Origin of the sequence: Alcanivorax xiamenensis, from assembly GCF_009846745.1 — a bacterium.
Lineage (GTDB): Bacteria > Pseudomonadota > Gammaproteobacteria > Pseudomonadales > Alcanivoracaceae > Alloalcanivorax > Alloalcanivorax xiamenensis.
The window spans coordinates 1-16,653 of the sequence record NZ_AQPF01000008.1 but is presented as its reverse complement, the minus strand read 5'-3'; the positions used below and the strand labels follow the sequence as shown (position 1 = coordinate 16,653).

The 16,653-nt window shown below is 62.2% G+C and carries 15 protein-coding genes; 2 read left to right on the top strand and 13 right to left on the bottom strand.

Annotation, left to right across the window (positions count from 1 at the left end):
- Positions 1-64: 64 nt before the first annotated feature.
- The 10 genes from panC to dksA all read right to left on the bottom strand — a co-directional run bounded on the left by panC (position 65) and on the right by dksA (position 11,391).
- The gene (gene panC, locus A6D6_RS07360) at positions 65-919 is read right to left on the bottom strand and encodes a pantoate--beta-alanine ligase (protein ID WP_133490205.1); all 855 of its coding nucleotides are present in this window, start codon (positions 917-919) and stop codon (positions 65-67) included.
- A gap of 52 nt (positions 920-971) precedes the next feature.
- Positions 972-1,757 carry a 3-methyl-2-oxobutanoate hydroxymethyltransferase gene (gene panB, locus A6D6_RS07355; RefSeq protein ID WP_133490206.1) on the bottom strand — a complete coding sequence of 262 codons (786 nt, stop codon included), beginning with the start codon at positions 1,755-1,757 and terminating at the stop codon, positions 972-974.
- Between the two features lie 88 nt (positions 1,758-1,845).
- The gene (locus A6D6_RS07350; RefSeq protein WP_133490207.1) at positions 1,846-2,526 is read right to left on the bottom strand and encodes a deoxynucleoside kinase; all 681 of its coding nucleotides are present in this window, start codon (positions 2,524-2,526) and stop codon (positions 1,846-1,848) included.
- Positions 2,498-3,019, bottom strand: coding sequence for a 2-amino-4-hydroxy-6-hydroxymethyldihydropteridine diphosphokinase (gene folK / locus A6D6_RS07345; protein WP_133490208.1), 522 nt, complete (start codon positions 3,017-3,019; stop codon positions 2,498-2,500). Before folK ends, A6D6_RS07350 begins: the two co-directional genes overlap by 29 nt.
- Entirely contained in the window at positions 3,016-4,398 is a 1,383-nt protein-coding gene (gene pcnB / locus A6D6_RS07340; RefSeq protein ID WP_133490209.1) for a polynucleotide adenylyltransferase PcnB, read from the bottom strand. Before pcnB ends, folK begins: the two co-directional genes overlap by 4 nt.
- A gap of 754 nt (positions 4,399-5,152) precedes the next feature.
- Positions 5,153-6,487, bottom strand: coding sequence for a sigma-54-dependent transcriptional regulator (locus tag A6D6_RS07335; RefSeq protein WP_133490210.1), 1,335 nt, complete (start codon positions 6,485-6,487; stop codon positions 5,153-5,155).
- 236 nt (positions 6,488-6,723) lie between these two features.
- Positions 6,724-9,645: a sensor histidine kinase gene (locus tag A6D6_RS07330; RefSeq protein WP_159660357.1), complete on the bottom strand. Its 2,922-nt coding sequence runs from the start codon at positions 9,643-9,645 to the stop codon at positions 6,724-6,726.
- Positions 9,635-9,811 carry a hypothetical protein gene (locus tag A6D6_RS21710; RefSeq protein ID WP_014996152.1) on the bottom strand — a complete coding sequence of 59 codons (177 nt, stop codon included), beginning with the start codon at positions 9,809-9,811 and terminating at the stop codon, positions 9,635-9,637. The genes A6D6_RS07330 and A6D6_RS21710 overlap by 11 nt, the downstream gene beginning before the upstream one ends.
- A gap of 166 nt (positions 9,812-9,977) precedes the next feature.
- The gene (gene gluQRS, locus A6D6_RS07325; RefSeq protein WP_159660356.1) at positions 9,978-10,871 is read right to left on the bottom strand and encodes a tRNA glutamyl-Q(34) synthetase GluQRS; all 894 of its coding nucleotides are present in this window, start codon (positions 10,869-10,871) and stop codon (positions 9,978-9,980) included.
- 112 nt (positions 10,872-10,983) lie between these two features.
- Complete coding sequence (dksA, locus tag A6D6_RS21705) at positions 10,984-11,391, bottom strand: RNA polymerase-binding protein DksA (protein ID WP_255433112.1); 408 nt, start codon at positions 11,389-11,391, stop codon at positions 10,984-10,986.
- An 885-nt stretch (positions 11,392-12,276) separates the two neighbouring features.
- On the opposite strand from dksA, the gene A6D6_RS07315 reads away from it, so the two are divergent.
- Together A6D6_RS07315 and sfsA are read left to right on the top strand one after the other, a co-directional pair.
- The gene (locus tag A6D6_RS07315) at positions 12,277-13,452 is read left to right on the top strand and encodes an aminotransferase class I/II-fold pyridoxal phosphate-dependent enzyme (RefSeq protein WP_236564021.1); all 1,176 of its coding nucleotides are present in this window, start codon (positions 12,277-12,279) and stop codon (positions 13,450-13,452) included.
- Positions 13,449-14,171 carry a DNA/RNA nuclease SfsA gene (gene sfsA / locus A6D6_RS07310; RefSeq protein ID WP_159660354.1) on the top strand — a complete coding sequence of 241 codons (723 nt, stop codon included), beginning with the start codon at positions 13,449-13,451 and terminating at the stop codon, positions 14,169-14,171. Before A6D6_RS07315 ends, sfsA begins: the two co-directional genes overlap by 4 nt.
- 51 nt (positions 14,172-14,222) lie before the next feature.
- On the opposite strand, the gene A6D6_RS07305 is transcribed toward sfsA, so the two are convergent.
- The 3 genes from A6D6_RS07305 to A6D6_RS07295 are packed head-to-tail and all read right to left on the bottom strand — an operon-like array spanning position 14,223 to position 16,554.
- The gene (locus tag A6D6_RS07305; RefSeq protein ID WP_133490215.1) at positions 14,223-15,194 is read right to left on the bottom strand and encodes a serine/threonine protein kinase; all 972 of its coding nucleotides are present in this window, start codon (positions 15,192-15,194) and stop codon (positions 14,223-14,225) included.
- The gene (locus A6D6_RS07300; RefSeq protein ID WP_133490216.1) at positions 15,191-15,523 is read right to left on the bottom strand and encodes a Rieske (2Fe-2S) protein; all 333 of its coding nucleotides are present in this window, start codon (positions 15,521-15,523) and stop codon (positions 15,191-15,193) included. The genes A6D6_RS07305 and A6D6_RS07300 overlap by 4 nt, the downstream gene beginning before the upstream one ends.
- 26 nt (positions 15,524-15,549) lie before the next feature.
- A complete protein-coding gene (locus tag A6D6_RS07295; protein ID WP_133490217.1) occupies positions 15,550-16,554 on the bottom strand; it encodes an adenosine kinase in 1,005 nt (334 codons plus the stop codon).
- Positions 16,555-16,653: the final 99 nt, after the last annotated feature.

The window sequence follows — 16,653 nt, the reverse complement described above, 5'->3', positions numbered from 1 at the left end:
GTCTGCGGGCCGGCAGTATGCATGAATCACCGGTCACATACAAGGCGCCGCCGGGCCGCTGAATCTAGGGTTTAAGTAATGAAATCGTCACGTTGTCGATCAGTCGCGGCTGCCCCAGTCGGGCGGCGGCGGCGACCACCAGATCATGATGTCGTGGGCCCGCCGGGACCAGAGTATGGGCATCGGCCACGGTGAAATAATCCACCTGGAACCCCTGTTCTCCGAGAGTTCGGGCCAGGCGTGCCTCCAGGGCCCGGTAATCCCTTTCTCCGGCGGCGATGGCATGGCGCGCCTGTTCCAGATGCTGGTGCAGCAACGCCGCCCTGGGCCGTTCCGCGGCGGTCAGGAAGCCATTGCGGGAACTGCGGGCCAGGCCATCCTCCTCGCGGTCGGTGGGGGCACCGACAATGCGGATCGGCATCATCAACTCCGTGGTCATGCGGCGGATCACCGCCAACTGCTGGAAGTCCTTTTCACCAAAGACGGCGATATCCGGTTGTACTATATTAAATAATTTGCTTACAACGGTGGTGACACCGCGGAAGTGCCCCGGTCGGTTGGCACCGCACAAATGGTCCCCCAGGTCGTCCACGGACACCCAGGTCTTGTTGCCCCCCAGGGGATACATTTCGTCCACGCCAGGTACGAACAGCAGATCCGCCTTTTCCTCCCGCAGCAGTGCGCTGTCCTGGTCCAGGGTGCGCGGGTAGGCGTCATAGTCCTCGCCGGGGCCGAACTGGGTCGGATTGACGAAGACCGAAACCACCACGCGGTCAGCCTGCCGGCGCGCCTCGCGCACCAGACTGAGATGACCGTTATGCAAGTTCCCCATGGTGGGGACCAGGGCCACGGTTTCGCCTGCCCGTTTCCAGGCGGCGATGGCGTCGCGAGTGGCGCTCACGGTTTCCGCGATATGCATTGGGATGCCTCCACGATGACAGGATGCCCCGGCACGATCGTGCCGGGAACTCTCAAAAACAGTGTTCCTCGGCGGGGAAGCTGCCGTCCTTGACGGCTTGATCATAGGCTCGAACCGCGGCGGCGATGTCGCCGGCGCCGGCCATGAAATCCTTGACGAAGCGCGCCGGCCGGGGGTTCAGGCCGAGCATGTCGTGCAAGACCAGCACCTGGCCATCGCACTCCGGCGCGGCACCGATGCCGATGACCGGCGCCTGCACGTTGGCAGTGATCTCAGCGCTTAGGCCGCGTGGCACGCACTCCAGCACGAACAAGGCGGTTCCGGCCCGGTCCAGGGTGATGGCGGCTTCCAGCAGTTCCCTGGCGCCGGCTTCATCCTTGCCCTGTACCCGGTAACCGCCGAAGGCGTTCACCGATTGCGGGGTCAGCCCCATATGGACGCAGACCGGGATGCCGTTGCGTTTGAGCACGGTAACCGCTTCTTCAAGCCAGGCGCCGCCTTCCAGTTTGATCACGTTGGCGCCGGCGCGCATCAATTGGGTAGCGGCATCCAGGGTGCGTTCCAGGGTGGCGGCCCCCATGAACGGTACATCAGCGATGATCAGACTGTTCTGATTGCCGCGAGCCACGCATTCCGTGTGATACACCATCTGTTCCAGCGTGACCGGCACGGTGCTTTGCTGTCCCTGGATCACATTGCCAAGAGAATCACCGATCAGCATGGCTTCCACGCCGGCATCGCTGATCAGCCGGGAAAAGGTCGCGTCATAGGCGGTCAATACCGAGAACTTGCGTTGCTCCTGTTTATACTTCTGCAGGGTGCGGATGGTTACGGGCATGGGGCTCTCCCCTGACGAATAGACGGAGGCGCCTGGAAGGTAAGGGCAGGCACCCGGGGCGGGCTTGGGGACTCGGAAGCAAGGCGGCTCAGAGGTTCCCCAGCGGCCGGGGGTTAAAATAGTGGCGCCCCGAGCGGATGTCCAGCAACTCGGCCACCAGTTGTTGGTAGTCCCGGTCCCCCTCCACCAGATCGATATCGGCGGTGTTGACGATCAGCAGCGGCGCGTCGTCATAGAAATGGAAGAAACGGGTGTAGGCGTCGTTGAGCCGTTCCAGATAGTCCGGATCCATGCGTTGCTCGAAATCGGTGCCGCGTTTGAGCACCCGTTGTCGCAGGGTGGCGGTGGGCGCTTGCAGGTAGATCACCAGATCCGGTGTCGGGGCGTCGATCAGCATGTGTTTGTAGACGTTGTCGTAGAGCGGGAACTCTTCGTCGCTCAACGTCACCTCGGCGAACAGGCGGGTCTTGTCCACCAGGAAATCCGCCACCCAGGGACCACTGAACAGTTCCTGTTGGCGCAGGTTGCGCAATTGTTCCGCCCGTTGGAACAGGAAAAACAGCTCGGTTTGCAGGGCGTAGCGGGCCGGGTCCTGATAGAAGCGGGACAGGAAGGGGTTGGCTTCCGCTTGCTCCAACAGGGTGTCGAAACCAAATGTATCCGCCAGGCGCCGGGTCAGGGTGGTCTTGCCGACACCGATGGGGCCTTCCACGGCAATCAGACGAGGCAGATTGCCGGCTTCACGACGCTGTTGAATACGCTGGCTCAACAAAATGGTTCTCCTCCAGGCTGGGCAGACGGCGCAGCGGCTGATCCGCCACTCCAGGCCAATAGTCGGACAGCGGGCGGCCGTCGGGCAAGCGCGCGTCCGGGGCGATGTCCAACAGGGGGCGCAGAACAAAGGCGCGTTTGTGCATTTCCGGGTGCGGGACGGTGAGGCGGGGCAGGTGGATGGTCTGGTCCCGCCACAGAAGGATGTCCAGATCCAGGGTGCGTTCGCCCCAGCGCCGGTGCCGCACCCGGCCGGCCGCCTTCTCCAGGTCCTGCAAGGCGCTGAGCAGGGACAGGGGGGGCAGACGGGTTTCCAGCAAGGCCACGGCATTGATGAAATCGGGCTGATCCTGTGGCCCCACCGGCGCGGTATCGTACAGAGCGGAGTGCGCCAGAAGGCGGGTCATCGGTAATACCGCGATGGCTTCCAGAGCATGGCAGACGCGTTCGGCGGGGCCGTCGAGATTGCTGCCGAGACCGACGGCGATCATGCTTCGCCGCCGCCGTTCCCACCACGTCGACGTCTACGCCGCCGCCGACCGCCTTGGCCGCCGGCCTGGCCCAGATCCTGGACCATGGCGCGTTGCCGGGATTCATCGGCGGCTTGATAGCGGGTCCACCATTCGCCCAGGCCGGGTTTGATCTCACCGGCCTGCTCGCGCAGCAGCAGAAAGTCGTAAGCGGCGCGGAAACGGGGGTGCTCCATCAGCGTGTCCGCCCGCTTGCCATTACGTTTGTCCAGGCGCGGTTGCAGGTCCCACATCTCGCGCATCACCGAGGAGAAGCGGCGTGGCACCGAGGTGTGATGGCTCTGCTCATTGAGGGCCCAGGTGGCGGCTTTGTGCAGGGCCGGCGCCGGCGGAATGCCATCCTCGCGATAGCGCTTCAGCTGCGTGACCAGCACCGGCCACAGAAACACCGCATAAAGGAAGGCGGGGGTGACCGGTTTATCCTCGGACAGGCGCCGGTCGGTGTTGTCCATGGCGGCGAGAATCAGCCGTTCCCAGACTTCTCCGCCCTCGCTTTCCAGAGCCTCGTGGGTATTGGGAAACAGGAAGGCAAACAGGCCCAGCTTGCGCAGCTGTTCAAAGGAAGCCCGGGCGTGGCCGCTGAGAAACAGCTTGAGCACTTCGTCGAACAGGCGGGCCGGCGGGACCTGCAGAAGCAAGGGCGCCATTTCCGGGATCGGTGCCCGGGTGGCGCGATCCAGCTGGAAGCCCAGTTTGGCGGCGAAGCGGGCGGCGCGCAGCATGCGTACCGGATCTTCCCGGTAACGCTGCTGGGCGTCTCCGATCAAACGGATAATGCCGCGTTCGATGTCCTGCCGGCTGTTGACGAAATCGTGCAGGGAGAAATCGGCGATGTTGTAGTACAGGGCGTTGATGGTGAAGTCCCGGCGGAGGGCATCTTCCTCGATGCTGCCCCAGGTATTGTCGCGCAGGACCAGGCCGGTCTCCTCATGGGCCCGGTGCTGGTCGTCATCCAGATCATCGTCCCGCTGGAAGGCGCGGAAGGTGGATACCTCGATGATCTCGCCGCCGAAACGCACATGCACGATCTGGAAGCGGCGGCCAATAATGCGGCTGCGTTTGAACAGCCGGTAGACCTGCTCCGGGGTGGCGTCAGTGACCACGTCGAAATCCTTTGGCTGACGCCCGCACAACAGATCCCGCAGGCAGCCACCGACCAAATAGGCTTCGAACCCGGCCTTATGCAATCCGTAGAGTACATTGAGCGCGGCCCGGGACACCTGTTTACGGGAAATAGGGTGGGCGTCGCGGGGGATCACCTTGGCCTTGGGAAGGCGGGGCGTACGTGGGGAACCAAACTGAATAAGGCGGGTCAGTTTCTCCAGAAGCTTTGACGCCATTGAGCGATTATCGTCCTGACTGAATGAAAGGCGGCATGGTAGCACCTTTTTTACGCCACAGGTTATTGATCAGCGTCTTGCAACGGAAAGAGATCGGGAGCAAGCTGGGCGTTTCAACGTGACCGGGCGTTGAAAAGTAAAAAGGGATCACAACCTTGGTTGTGATCCCCTATGCGCTGATTCTGTTGTTATTATTGTTTGTGTTGTTTTCTGCCTTGCGCCGTACGCACATGGTGTTACGGCATTTCTCTCGTTTGGCTCATCACCTTTTTGTTCTTCTTTTCTTGTTCTTATTTTGAGCCTCGTCGCCTTGGTTGTTTTGTTTATCTGGCGTGGGATTCATAGTGCATGGATGGTTTTTCCTTTGCAATAGCATGTTAAATGCTTATAAATCAGTAACTTACGAAAATTCCGAAAAAGCGATTCAAAAGGTGGGGGTGTGGGGTAACGTTCTTGTTACCCGGCCTGTGTAGTAAGGTAACACTTGATCGTTGAATGCGATCGAGAGAGTAACAAGAAGGTCATCCACAAGCTGTTCCTGGCAAAAAAACGCTGGGAATCATCTTCGACGCTGCTTCAGCGGGGCTATGACAAAGGCCACGAAGCCGCTGTGGGAAGCTTGCTTGCAAGCGAATTGCCCCCCTGGCCTTGGCCATTCGCTTGCAAGCAAGCTTCCCACAGCGGCTTCGCGGCCCGGGTTCTTCACAGCACTAAGCCGCTCTGTTGGAGTCTGGCCGGGCCCCGGGCCCCGGGCTCAGCGCCGGCCGCCCTTGCGACGGGGAATACCCAGGCGCTGGCGGCGCTCCCACAGGCTTTTGCGGCTGATACCGAGCTTATTGGCCAGCTCGGTCTCGGTCATGCTGTCCTGGTTTTCCAGAACAAAGCGGGTGAAGTAGTCTTCCAGTGACAGATCCTCGGAAGGGTCCAGGCTGGCGCGGCTGGCACGGGTGGTGCGTTGTGGCGCGCGATCCGGGTTCAGACCCAATTGGCCAGGGCCTATGGCTTCCTCCTCGGAGAGAATCACCGCCCGCTCGATGACATTCTCCAGTTCCCGCACATTGCCTGGCCAGCTGTAACCGCGCATCGCTTCCAGTGCTTCCTGAGTGAAAAACAGGTTTTGCCGCCGCAGTTTCTCGCTGCCGCGAGCGAGAAGCGCACTGGCAAGATCCTCGATATCCTGTTCGCGGGCTCGCAGGGGCGGCACTTCCAGCTCCATCACGTTAAGCCGGTAGTAGAGGTCGCGGCGGAATCCGCCTTCGGTGACCCGGGTGGGCAGATCGGTCTGGCTGCTGGCCAGAATGCGTACGTCCACTCGTCGTGTGGCCAGGGAGTCCTGCCGGTGGATCTCGCCCTGTTCCAGCAATGTCAGCAATCGGCTTTGCGCTTCCCCTGACAGTTCGCCCACTTCGTCCAGAAACAGGGTGCCGCCTTCCGCCTCTTCAATGCGGCCGGGCTGCTCATCGTTGCCGAACAGATCATCCAACTGCAGGGTTTTCGGCAGCGAGGCGCAGTGCACGGTTATCAGCGGGCCGCTCGCCCGATCACTGTGTTCATGGATGGAGCGGGCGGTCAGTTCCTTGCCGGTGCCGGCTTCCCCGAGAATCAGCACAGGAGTATCGGTGGGCGCCACCCGGGCAATGCGGTGCTTGAGGTCACGCATCGCCTGGCAATCGCCCACCATGGCGTTGACCGGATAGCTGCGTTCCATGTCACGGCGCAGTGCCTGGTTGCCGCGATTAAGCCGGCCTTCCTTCAGCACTCGTTCCACGGCCAGCAGCATTTCCTCGTGGTCGAAGGGTTTGGGGATGTAATCCACCGCGCCCTGGCGCATGGCGTCCACCGCCGAGCGCAGACTGGCGTAGCTGGTCATGATCAGCACCGGGGTCGGGTTGGCCTGTTCGATCAGGGCGGTGCCCGGTTCTCCCGGCAGGCGCAGATCGCTGATGATCAGGTCGTACTGGTGCAGGCTTTTCTCCAGCGCCTGCTCCACCGATTCCGCCTCCATCACGGAGTGATCATGCCGCTCCAGCAATTTGCGCAGCGCGCCGCGAATAACGGGCTCGTCTTCCACGATCAGTATGTGACTCATACTGCCTTCCTTCTAATTCTAAGAGCCTGTTTAAGGTCTATTCACCGCCGCGCCGGAGTTCCCTCTTCACCTGGTAGAAAGTGTCGCCAGGTCGTGATTCCGATTGTGCAGTGTAGTCATTCTACATAAACAAGCGTAATCGCGGGCTGGCGGCACTCTCCACCTAAGGAAAGTGGGCCCGGCCCTCCGGGTATTTTCCAGCAGCAACGCGGTGGCGAATAGACCTTAAGCAGGCTCTAATAAGCGGGCAGGTCGATGATAAACCGGGTGCCTTGGTCGCCCTCCACCGGGCTTTCCACGCGCACCGTCCCCTGATGGTCCTCGATGATACTGTAAACCAGCGCCAGTCCCAGACCTGTGCCGCGGCCCGGCGGCTTGCTGGTGACGAAGGGTTCGAACAGAGCATCACGTAACTCCGGCGGAATACCGTGGCCGCGATCCTCGACTTGAATGCGAACATACTCCCCTTCAGGGTAGCTGCGGACGGTAATCGGGGCGTCGTCCTCGCTGGCGTCCGAGGCATTACTGAGCAGGTTAACGAACACTTGCAATAAACGCTGCGGGTCACCCATCACCTCGTGGCTCGGGTCGCAGAGATTGCGGAAGTGCTGCTGGCGGCGATCCGGATCCAGTTGCAGCAGGGCGATGGCTTCGGCGGCGGTGTCATGGACCCGCACCGGGCCATGGATGACGTCGCGCATGCCGCCGGAGTGGCTGAAGGTCACCAGGGATTCAACGATGCGGGTGATACGGCGGGTCTGCTCCATGATCTGCTGTCCACTGAGGCGCTGCTCCTCATCAAGACTATCGCCTTCCAGATTCTGTGCCAGGCAGGCGATCGCGGTGACCGGATTGCCGATTTCATGGGCGACGCCCGCGGCCAGACGGCCGATGGAGGCCAGCCGCTCGTTGTGTGCCAGGTGCGCTTCCATATGGCGTAGATCAGTGATGTCCTCAAGCACCAGTACCAGGCCGCCGGCCTGCTCGGACGGGCCAGCGCCGCGGATCAGTGATTTGTGCAAACTCAACCAGCGGGCCTGGCCGTTGACCTCGATGCTGCGTTTGGGATCGTGGGCGTCCTCGCCACGGCTGAATTCGGTGAGCAGTTCCCCCCAGGGGGAGGGCAGATGGTCCAGGCGTGAGCCTATGGTGTCTTCCGCGTCGATGCCGGTCAGGGCTTCCACCGCGCGGTTCCAACCGATGATCTCGCCGTCGGCGCCCAGAGAAATAACCCCCATCGGCAACTCCAGCAGGGTTTGCCGGTGAAAACGGCGCAGGCTGTCCAGTTCCGCCGCCAGACCAGAGAGGCGATCCCGGTACTTCTCCAACCGCGTTTCGATAAAGCGGATGTCCTCGCTGGATTCCTCCCCTTCGCGCGGCCGATAGGGCACATTCTCATCCATCAACTGATGGGCAACGGAGGGGCCGAGCAAACCGGACAGGTTGGTTTCCAATTGATCGCGCAGCCGCCGCAGGGCATAGGGCCGGGTCTCGGTATACTTCAGGCGCAGATCCCGCAGTGCCATTTCCACTTCCCGGGCGGCGGTCACCGGCCCCAGTGGACCGCTCAGTGACGCGATAAAATCGTCCACGGACTGGGCGCTCAATTCCCAGCGGTACGGGCGGCGCAGGCTGTCCACCGCGCAGGCCTCGGCGGCGGAGCGCTCCGCCCGGGACATCGGGGTGACGATCGACACCACCGCATAGATCAGGCCATTAAGACTCACTGACGCCAGAGCCACCCGATGCCACTGGGTGGCGCCTTCCGGGTACCGCCAGCCGAGCCACTGCAGGATTTCCTGCGCGTGCCAGTGCGGGGTGATCAAGGGAAATAGCAGGGCCACCGCCCAGATCACGAACCCGGCCAGCATACCGGCGAACAGGCCGCTGCGATTACCCGAGGGCCAGAACAGGGCTCCGATCAGCCCGGGCACGAATTGCAGCGTCGCGACGAACGACAGCACCCCCAGTTCCACCAGTGAATGGTTGGGGCCAGTGAGCCGGTAGAACAGAAAGGCCAGCGCAAGAATGGCCGCGATCAGTACCCGGCGGGTCCACAGCAGATTGCGGTACAGATCCTGGGCGGAGCTGAGAGGGCTGGCCGGCAACACCAGGTGATTCAAACACATGCCGGACAGTGCCAGGGTGGCGACGATCAGCATGCCACTGGCGCCGGCGAGCCCGGCCAGATAGGCCAGCACCGCGCCGTGGCCGGTCTCCCGGCCGACACCGAGGGCGAAGTAATCGGGAATGGTCGGGGCGTCGATGGCGAGCGCGGACCACAGGATCAGCGGTACGCACAGTGCCATGATCAGAAACAGCAGCGGCAGCCCCCAACTGGCGGTGACCAGGGCGCGTGGATTGAGGTTCTCGGTGAAGGCCATGTAGAACATGTGCGGCATCACCACCGCGGAGACAAAGAACGCCATGATCAGGCTGTGCCAGGTTCCGTCCTGCAACGGCTGGTAAAGACGGGTGAGCATCTCCGGATTGGTGTCCAGCCACTGGTTCAAGCCGCCGAGACCACCAAAGACGCCGAACAGCCCGAGCAGGGCCACCGCCACGAACGCCACCAGCTTGATCAGCGATTCGGTGGCGATGGCCACCACCAGGCCCTCATGCCGTTCCCGGGCAGTGGCATGGCGGGCGCCAAACAAAATGGCGAACAGGGTGATCAGCAGACAGAACCAGAACGCCAGCCAGGCGGGATCGGGATCTCCGGTGAGAATCTGGATGGACTCCGCCACCGCCTTTAACTGCAGTGACAGCAACGGCAGCATGCCGACCACCATCATCACCGTGGTGAGTGCCCCGGCCAGGCGGCTGCGATAGCGGAAAGCGAACAAATCCGCCAGGGAGCCCAATTGATACGTCGTGGTCAGGCGAAGGATCGGCGCCAGCAGGATCGGCGCCAGCAAAAACACCCCGGAGATACCGAGAAAATAGGCGAGAAAGTTGTAGCCATAACGATAGGCGTAACCCACCGAGCCATAGATCGCCCAGGCGCTGGCGTAGACTCCGAGTGACAGTACATAGACTACCGGATGACGCACCCAGCGTGAGGGGATCCAGCCCCGCTCGGTGATCCAGGCCACCAGGAACAGAAACAGCAGGTAGCCGCAGGCGATCAGAATCAGTTCGCTGACACTATACGTCATTCGCGTCCCGGCTCTTGGCGATCCAGTAGCTGAGAGCGATCAGGGCAAGCCAGATCAGGTAGGGGCGATACCAGCCGCGTCCGCCTTCGCTCCACCAGCCAATGATGGCCGGGGAAAGCAGATAGGTGCCTAGAATGAAAATGATCAGTAGTCGGTCGGTATACATGCACTCTAGTCCGGCGGCGAGGGCGCCTCGACCGATTCAGGCTCGGTTCGGCCCAGTATGATTGAGCAAACGGCTGGGATTGAGCATACCAGAGCCGGTTTATGATCTGTACATCACTGGAGAAGGCCTCAGCCGGCGCGGCGATGTACAGACCATAAACCGGCCCTCAGGCCTGCCCGCCTTGTAAAAGCGCCGGCGCTGGCCGCTCGGCGCCGCGCGGCAGCTGTTCCGGCGTCCAGTTTTCCCGGGCCCATTGCAACAGATCGGCAACCGCCGACTGTTGCAATCCGGCGGGCGGGGAAAGCCCGAGGCAGGTCAGGGCCGCATGGGTGAGCGGCCCCTTGCGATCCGGATCCAACGCGGCGCCATTCGCGGACTTGCTGATCTTCTGGCGCCCATCCGGTTGCAGGATCACTGGCAGATGGGCATAGCGGGGTCGGGGCGCGCCGAGACAATCCAGAACATGGATTTGCCGCAATGTGGAGGTCAGCAGATCCGCGCCGCGCACCACATCGGTGATGTCCTGATCACGGTCGTCCAGAGCGCAGGCCAGCTGATAACTGAACAAGCCGTCGCGGCGGCGAATCACGAAAGGGCCTTCCTCCTCCGCGAGCGCCGCGCATACCCGCCCCTGCAGGCGGTCATCGAAACACAGCGGCGCCGCGGGCACGGTCAGACGCACGGCGCGGTCCGGCCCGGGCGGTTGCGCCACCGAAGGGCCAGGGTGCACATTGCCCAGCGCTTTCAATTGTTGCCGTGACAGCGTGCAGTAAAACGCCTGCCCCTGTTCCAGCAGTGAGTCGACTGCCGCCTGATAGGCATCACCGCGTTTGCTCTGATAGAGAAGGGGGCCATCCCAATGCAGGCCGAATGCTTCCAGTTGCCGAAGAATGGTATCCGCCGCTCCCGGTTGTTCCCGGGGTGGATCCAGATCGTCCATGCGTACCCACCACTCGCCCCGGTGATAGCGGGCATCCAGCCAACTGGCCAGCGCGGTGACCAGAGAACCGAAGTGCAGGGGGCCGGAGGGGGTGGGAGCGAAACGACCGCGGTAGGACATAAAGCAGCTAACAGTGAAAAGTTAATAGTTAACAGCGCAAAGAGAAGAAGCAGGACTAGGTCCTGCTTCCCGGGTTTTTAACTGTTCATTGTTCACTATTCACTTGGTGGGCCTAGCCCGCCAGTTGTTTTTCCTTGATCTCGGCGAGCTCCTTGCAGTCGATGCACAGCTCCGCGGTGGGGCGGGCTTCCAGTCGGCGAATGCCGATCTCGATGCCGCAGGCCTCACAGTAGCCGTAGTCGTCCTTATCGATCTGATCGAGGGCTTTCTCGATCTTTTTCAGCAGTTTGCGCTCGCGGTCGCGGGTGCGCAGTTCCAGCGCGAATTCTTCCTCCTGGGTGGCCCGGTCGGCGGGATCGGGCAGATTGGCCACCTCGTCCTGAAGGTGGTGCATGGTGCGATCCGCTTCTTCCATCAACTCCTGGCGCCAGGCCAGAAGAACCTGACGGAAATGAGCGCGCTGAGCTTCGTTCATGTACTCCTCGCCTGCTTTGGCGACATAGGGAGCGACTCCATGAATAAGATTGTCCGCTTTGTCGGCGGCTGTTGCGGGTTTTTTCACCGTCGATTTCACCTGAACTGAAGAAGAGGAACGGGACGGCCTGCGCTCCTGGCTGCCGGGAGCCTTCCTGGCGGTTCCCGATGACGTCGTCGTATTCCGGGTCGGCGCTTTGGCCGGAGCCGGTGTGGCCTTGGCACCGCGTTTGGCGGTGCCGGAAGCCTTGGATTGGGGTGCGGTCGTGGCGCTCGGTTTGCTTTTGGCTGTGCTTTTCACCTGTTTGCTGCGAGTGGGGGATGCCGGGCCCGGAGAGGCTTTCCGGGTCGCCTGAGCTTTCGGTTTGGCTTTGCTGGCGGTCGCCTTGGCGGCGGACCGGGTGGTTTTGCTGACAGCGGCCTTTTTGCTGGCGGCCTTGGCCGTGGCTTTCTTCGCGGCGGGGCGCTTGCTGGCGGCTTTCTTCGCGGTCGTGACTTTTTTCGCCGTCGTCTTGGCCGCCGCTTTCTTGGGCGCGGCTTTTGGGGCTACGGCTTTCTTCTTGGCGGCGGCCGTCTTTTTCACCGCGGCTTTTTTGCTGGCGGTAGTGGAAGAAGTCCGGGCTGCACCGGCCTTGGGTTTGGCGATGGCTTTCTTTTTTGCTTTTTTCCCGGTGGCCATTTTGATCAACTCCCTTAACATAGTCACGACTCGCTATTCGGAGCCCAGTTCCCTGAGCATTCCCTGAGCAAGGCTCCGCCCAACCGGAGCCCGTCAATAGTGTAATCTTCGACCTTACCGCGTTAGTGCCCGCCATGCCACTGTTGGCGATGGCAGTCAACCCGGTGGGCTTTCCTTCGCCCGGTGGCGTTTCTAGACGCCACGAAACCACGGGATTATAGCCACAACATAGCGACAGAAAAGGGGTTTTTCTTGACCGATTCACAAAGAATTTCCCGCCTTGCCAACACCGTTCCGCCTTTTCACGTGATGGCATTGCTGGAGCGGGCCCAACAACTGGCCGCCCAGGGCCGGGATATTATCCACCTGGAGGTGGGGGAACCCGACTTCCCCTGCCCGTCGCCAGTGATGGCGGCCGCCCGCCATGCCCTGGATCTGGGGCGGACCCGATATACTCCGGCGGCGGGTTTGCCGGCATTGCGTGAAACCATCGCCGAAGACTACCGCGACCGCTTCGGCGCGCGGGTGGATCCGGCCAGGATCGTGGTCACACCGGGAGCCTCCGGGGCCTTGCAACTGGCTCTGGGGGCATTGCTCGACCCCGGTGACGGCGTGTTGCTGTGTGATCCGGGCTACCCCTGTAACCGTCAGTTCGTCCGTATGTTTGGCGGCGTCCCGCAGCCCATGCCGCTACAGGCATCGACGGGGTTTCGTGCCAGCGGCGATATACTGCGCTCCGCCTGGGGGGAAACGACCCGGGCCGCCCTGGTGGCCAGCCCGGACAACCCCACCGGTAATCGTATCCCGGCCGGGGAATTGAATGACTGGGCGCGGTGGTGTTGGGAGCGCCAGGGCACTCTGATCGTCGATGAAATCTACCAGGGGCTCTGCTACGGCGCCGAAGCGGAAACGGTACTGGCCCATGGCGATGCCGCCTGGGTCATCAACAGCTTTAGCAAATATTTCGGCATGACCGGTTGGCGGCTGGGATGGCTGGTGGCACCGGAGGCGGCGGTGCCGGCGGTGGAGCGGCTGGCGCAAAACTGGTTCCTGGCTCCGGGCACGGTGGCGCAATACGCGGCCATGGCGGCGTTCAGTGAGGATACGCTGGCCATCGCGGAGCAGCGACGGCAGCTGTTGGCCCGGCGTCGCACCTTGTTATTGGAGGCGTTGCCGGGGATGGGGCTGCCGGTGGTTGGTGACAGCGAAGGCGCCTTCTATATCTATGTGGACGTCAGCGCCCACACCCGGGACAGCTTCGAGCTTTGCCGGCGCTTGCTGGAAGAGGCGGGCGTGGCGGTAACACCCGGGCTGGATTTTGGTGAGACTCACCAGCCCGAGCGGTACATTCGTCTCGCCTATACTTGTGACGAGGAGCGCTTGCATCAGGCGCTGGAGCGTCTGGCCCGCTTTCTGGAGATGCCGTGAAATTCGATCCCCCAATGCAGGCGGTGACCCTGTTGCGCCGTTACAAGCGTTTCCTGGCCGATGTGCGTCAGGCTGATGGCAGCGAAATCACCGTGCACTGCCCCAACACCGGGTCCATGAAGCATTGCGTGCTGCCAGGGTGGGAACAGGCGGCGCTGATCTCCGACAGCGGCAACGACAAGCGCAAGTATCGCCACACACTGGAAGCGGTGCAGGTGGCCCACGGTCATTGGGCCGGGGTCAATACCGGCCGCCCCAATGCCCTGGTGGCGGAAGCCATCGCGCAAGGGCGGGTGCGGGAGCTGGAACCGGGCGCTGGGGTGCTGCGCGAGATCACCTTCGGTGACAGCCGCTTTGACCTGGCCCTGGGCGAGCGTGCCGCTCCCCATACTTTCATCGAAGTGAAGAACGTCACTCTGGGGCCGGGCCCCGACGATCCCGATGATGGCGTCATCGCCTTTCCGGATTCGATCACCGAACGCGGTCAGAAGCATTTGCGGACCCTGATGTCGGTGGCGGCGTCGGGCAAGCGGGCGGTGCTGTTTTTCTGTGTACAGCATTCCGGCGCGGTGGCGGTGCGCCCGGCGGACGAAATCGACGCTCGTTACGGCGAGCTGTTGCGGGAGGCGATGGAGAACGGCGTGGAAGTCCTGGCCTGGAAAACCGCGATGACGGCGGCCGAGACCCGGATGGATACGGCATTGCCGCTCAGATTGTGACAGGCGCTCATGCCGTCGGTATGCGCGCCTTGGCGGAAAGAATCATGCGTGTCAGGATGACAGCCGCTGAACCTGCTCCGCCATGGTGGTGACCCGGTCCTGCCAGTAGCGCGGGCTGTCGAACCAGGGAAAGGCGGGAGGAAAGGCCGGATCATCCCAGCGCTGGGCCAGCCAGGCGTCATGGCAGATCATGCGGCGAATACGCAGGGGTTCGATCAGCACGCTCTGATCCCAGGGGAAGGGCAAAAACAGCTCATAGCCCCGGGCCACCACCTGCAGTTGATGGCGCTGCTCTTCCTGCTCACCGGAAAGCAGCATCCACAGATCCTGCATGGCGGGCGCTCGCACGCTGTCGTCCAGATCGACGAAGTGAGGGCCACCTCCGGTTTCTCCGTATTCGCGCCAAAGGATATTGCCGCCATGGCAGTCGCCATGAACGTTGAGCAAAGGAAAATCACGATCCGCCAGGCGCGTTCGCAACAGAGATACCAGAGTGGTGGTCAGGTCCCGGTACTGACCGCGATAGTTCAGATCCACCACTTCTTCACTGAGCAGGAGGGCGGTGGCCCTTTCGATGTCGGCGATCACGTCCAGGGTGGGGCGTTGCTGGTAGGGGCGGTCATTGCCGCACGCGTGCCAGCGCGCCAGAGTCCGGCCCAGTTGCTCAAGATGAGCGTCGTTGGCCAACTCCGGTGCATGACCGCCGGCACGGGGGAAAACGGCAAAGCGGAAGCCGCAGTATTCAAACAAAGTGCGGCCGTCACGTTGCAAGGGCGCCACCACCGGCAAATCCCGTTCCACCAGAAACAGGCTGAAACGGTGCTCTTCCAGGATCTGTTCATCACTCCAGCGCTGGGGCCGATAGAACTTGACGATCACCGGCGGCCCTTCTTCCTGGCCGATCTGATAGACCCGGTTCTCGAAGCTGTTGAGCGCCAGCAGGCGGCCGTCAGTGAGAAAGCCGACGCCGTCCAGGGCGTCCAGCATGAGATCCGGGGTCAGATGATCGAAGGGGTGACTCATGCCGGTTGTGGAACCTCGCCCAGCCAGATCTGCTCTTCGCGGATTTCCAGTGGTACCGGCAGCAGGGCGTCGCCGCTGCAGGGGCCGGACAGGCAATCGCCGGATTCAATTTCGAACAGGGCGCCGTGATTGGCGCAAATGATGAATTGGTTGTCGCTGTCCAGGAATTGATCCGGCATGAAATTCAGCTCGATGCCCAGGTGCGGGCACCAGTTCAGGTAGGCATGGAACTGCCCGTCCCGTTTGACGATCACCACCGGCTGGTCATCCACCTGGAATTCCCGGGCGCTGTCGTCCTCGATATCGTGAATACTGCATACGGCCTGCATCGCGGTCTTGCTCTCCTTTGGCTTGCCTACTCACCCAGAACGCGCTGGCGGATTTCCGCGTGGGCGCCATTGGGCAGTCGCGGGCCAAATTCAACGATCAGGCGGCCGGCGGCGGCGTTGGCCAGACGGGCGGCGGTGACCGCGTCGTGCCCATGGGTGATGGCATAAAGATAGGCGCCGGCGAACATGTCTCCAGCGCCGTTGGTATCAATCGGTTTTACCGGGTCGCAAGGGATATGGTGTGCCTGCTGGCCGTCCCACAACAAGGAGCCTTCCGCGCCCCGTGTCATCACCAGGGTGCGGCACAGCGGCTTCAGAGCCTCAAGGGCGGCTTCCGGAGTATCGGTATCGGTAAAGCCCTTGGCCTCGTCTTCGTTGCAAAACAGCAGATCGACACCGTCGCCGAGCATTTCCGTCAGGCCATCACGGAAGAAACGCACCATGGCCGGATCGGAAAACGTCAGAGCCGTGCCGACGCCGTTCTTTTCCGCCAACTGACGCAGACGGATGGCGGCGGCCCGGGCACTGGGGGAACTGACCAGGTAGCCTTCCAGATAGACGTAGCGGGAGGCCGCCACGATCTCCTCGTCGACCTCGTCTTCGGAAACCTGCTCGGAAATGCCAAGAAAAGTATTCATGGTGCGCTCGGCGTCCGGGGTGATCATCACCAGGCAGCGACCGGAAATGCCCAGAGGGCGGTTGCCGTTCATGTTGGTGTCGACGCCGGCGGCCAGCAGCTCGCGTACGAAGATGTCGCCGGTGTCATCGCTGGCCACCTTGCAGGCGTAATAGCCGCTGCCACCGAACTGACGGGCCGCCACCACGGTATTGCAGGCGGAACCGCCGCTGGTCAGTTTGTGGGGTTCGGCTTCGCCCGCCAGTGCTTGAAGTAATTCCGCCTGACGCGCCTGGTCCACCAGGGTCATCAGCCCCTTGCCTACCTCCATGCGTTCGAGAAAGGCGTCACTGACCTCGATTTCCGTATCCACGAGGGCATTGCCAAGGGCGTAGACGTCGTATTTCTTTTCCATGGAGGCTCCGTTGGGGCTGTTCCCACCTATGATTATCCCTATTCCGTATGGCACGGAAGGTGGCCCGGGTGGGTGGGCGGGCCTGGCGGGGCCTATTAT

What these genes read in the sequence shown, in the direction of transcription:
- panC (WP_133490205.1), bottom strand. Translation starts at nt 919, where the DNA reads ATGCATATCGCGGAAACCGTGAGCGCCACTCGCGACGCCATCGCCGCC.
- panB (WP_133490206.1), bottom strand. Translation starts at nt 1,757, where the DNA reads ATGCCCGTAACCATCCGCACCCTGCAGAAGTATAAACAGGAGCAACGC.
- folK (WP_133490208.1), bottom strand. Translation starts at nt 3,019, where the DNA reads ATGATCGCCGTCGGTCTCGGCAGCAATCTCGACGGCCCCGCCGAACGC.
- pcnB (WP_133490209.1), bottom strand. Translation starts at nt 4,398, where the DNA reads ATGGCGTCAAAGCTTCTGGAGAAACTGACCCGCCTTATTCAGTTTGGT.
- A6D6_RS07335 (WP_133490210.1), bottom strand. Translation starts at nt 6,487, where the DNA reads ATGAGTCACATACTGATCGTGGAAGACGAGCCCGTTATTCGCGGCGCG.
- A6D6_RS07330 (WP_159660357.1), bottom strand. Translation starts at nt 9,645, where the DNA reads ATGACGTATAGTGTCAGCGAACTGATTCTGATCGCCTGCGGCTACCTG.
- A6D6_RS21710 (WP_014996152.1), bottom strand. Translation starts at nt 9,811, where the DNA reads ATGTATACCGACCGACTACTGATCATTTTCATTCTAGGCACCTATCTG.
- gluQRS (WP_159660356.1), bottom strand. Translation starts at nt 10,871, where the DNA reads ATGTCCTACCGCGGTCGTTTCGCTCCCACCCCCTCCGGCCCCCTGCAC.
- A6D6_RS07305 (WP_133490215.1), bottom strand. Translation starts at nt 15,194, where the DNA reads ATGAGTCACCCCTTCGATCATCTGACCCCGGATCTCATGCTGGACGCC.
- A6D6_RS07300 (WP_133490216.1), bottom strand. Translation starts at nt 15,523, where the DNA reads ATGCAGGCCGTATGCAGTATTCACGATATCGAGGACGACAGCGCCCGG.
- A6D6_RS07295 (WP_133490217.1), bottom strand. Translation starts at nt 16,554, where the DNA reads ATGGAAAAGAAATACGACGTCTACGCCCTTGGCAATGCCCTCGTGGAT.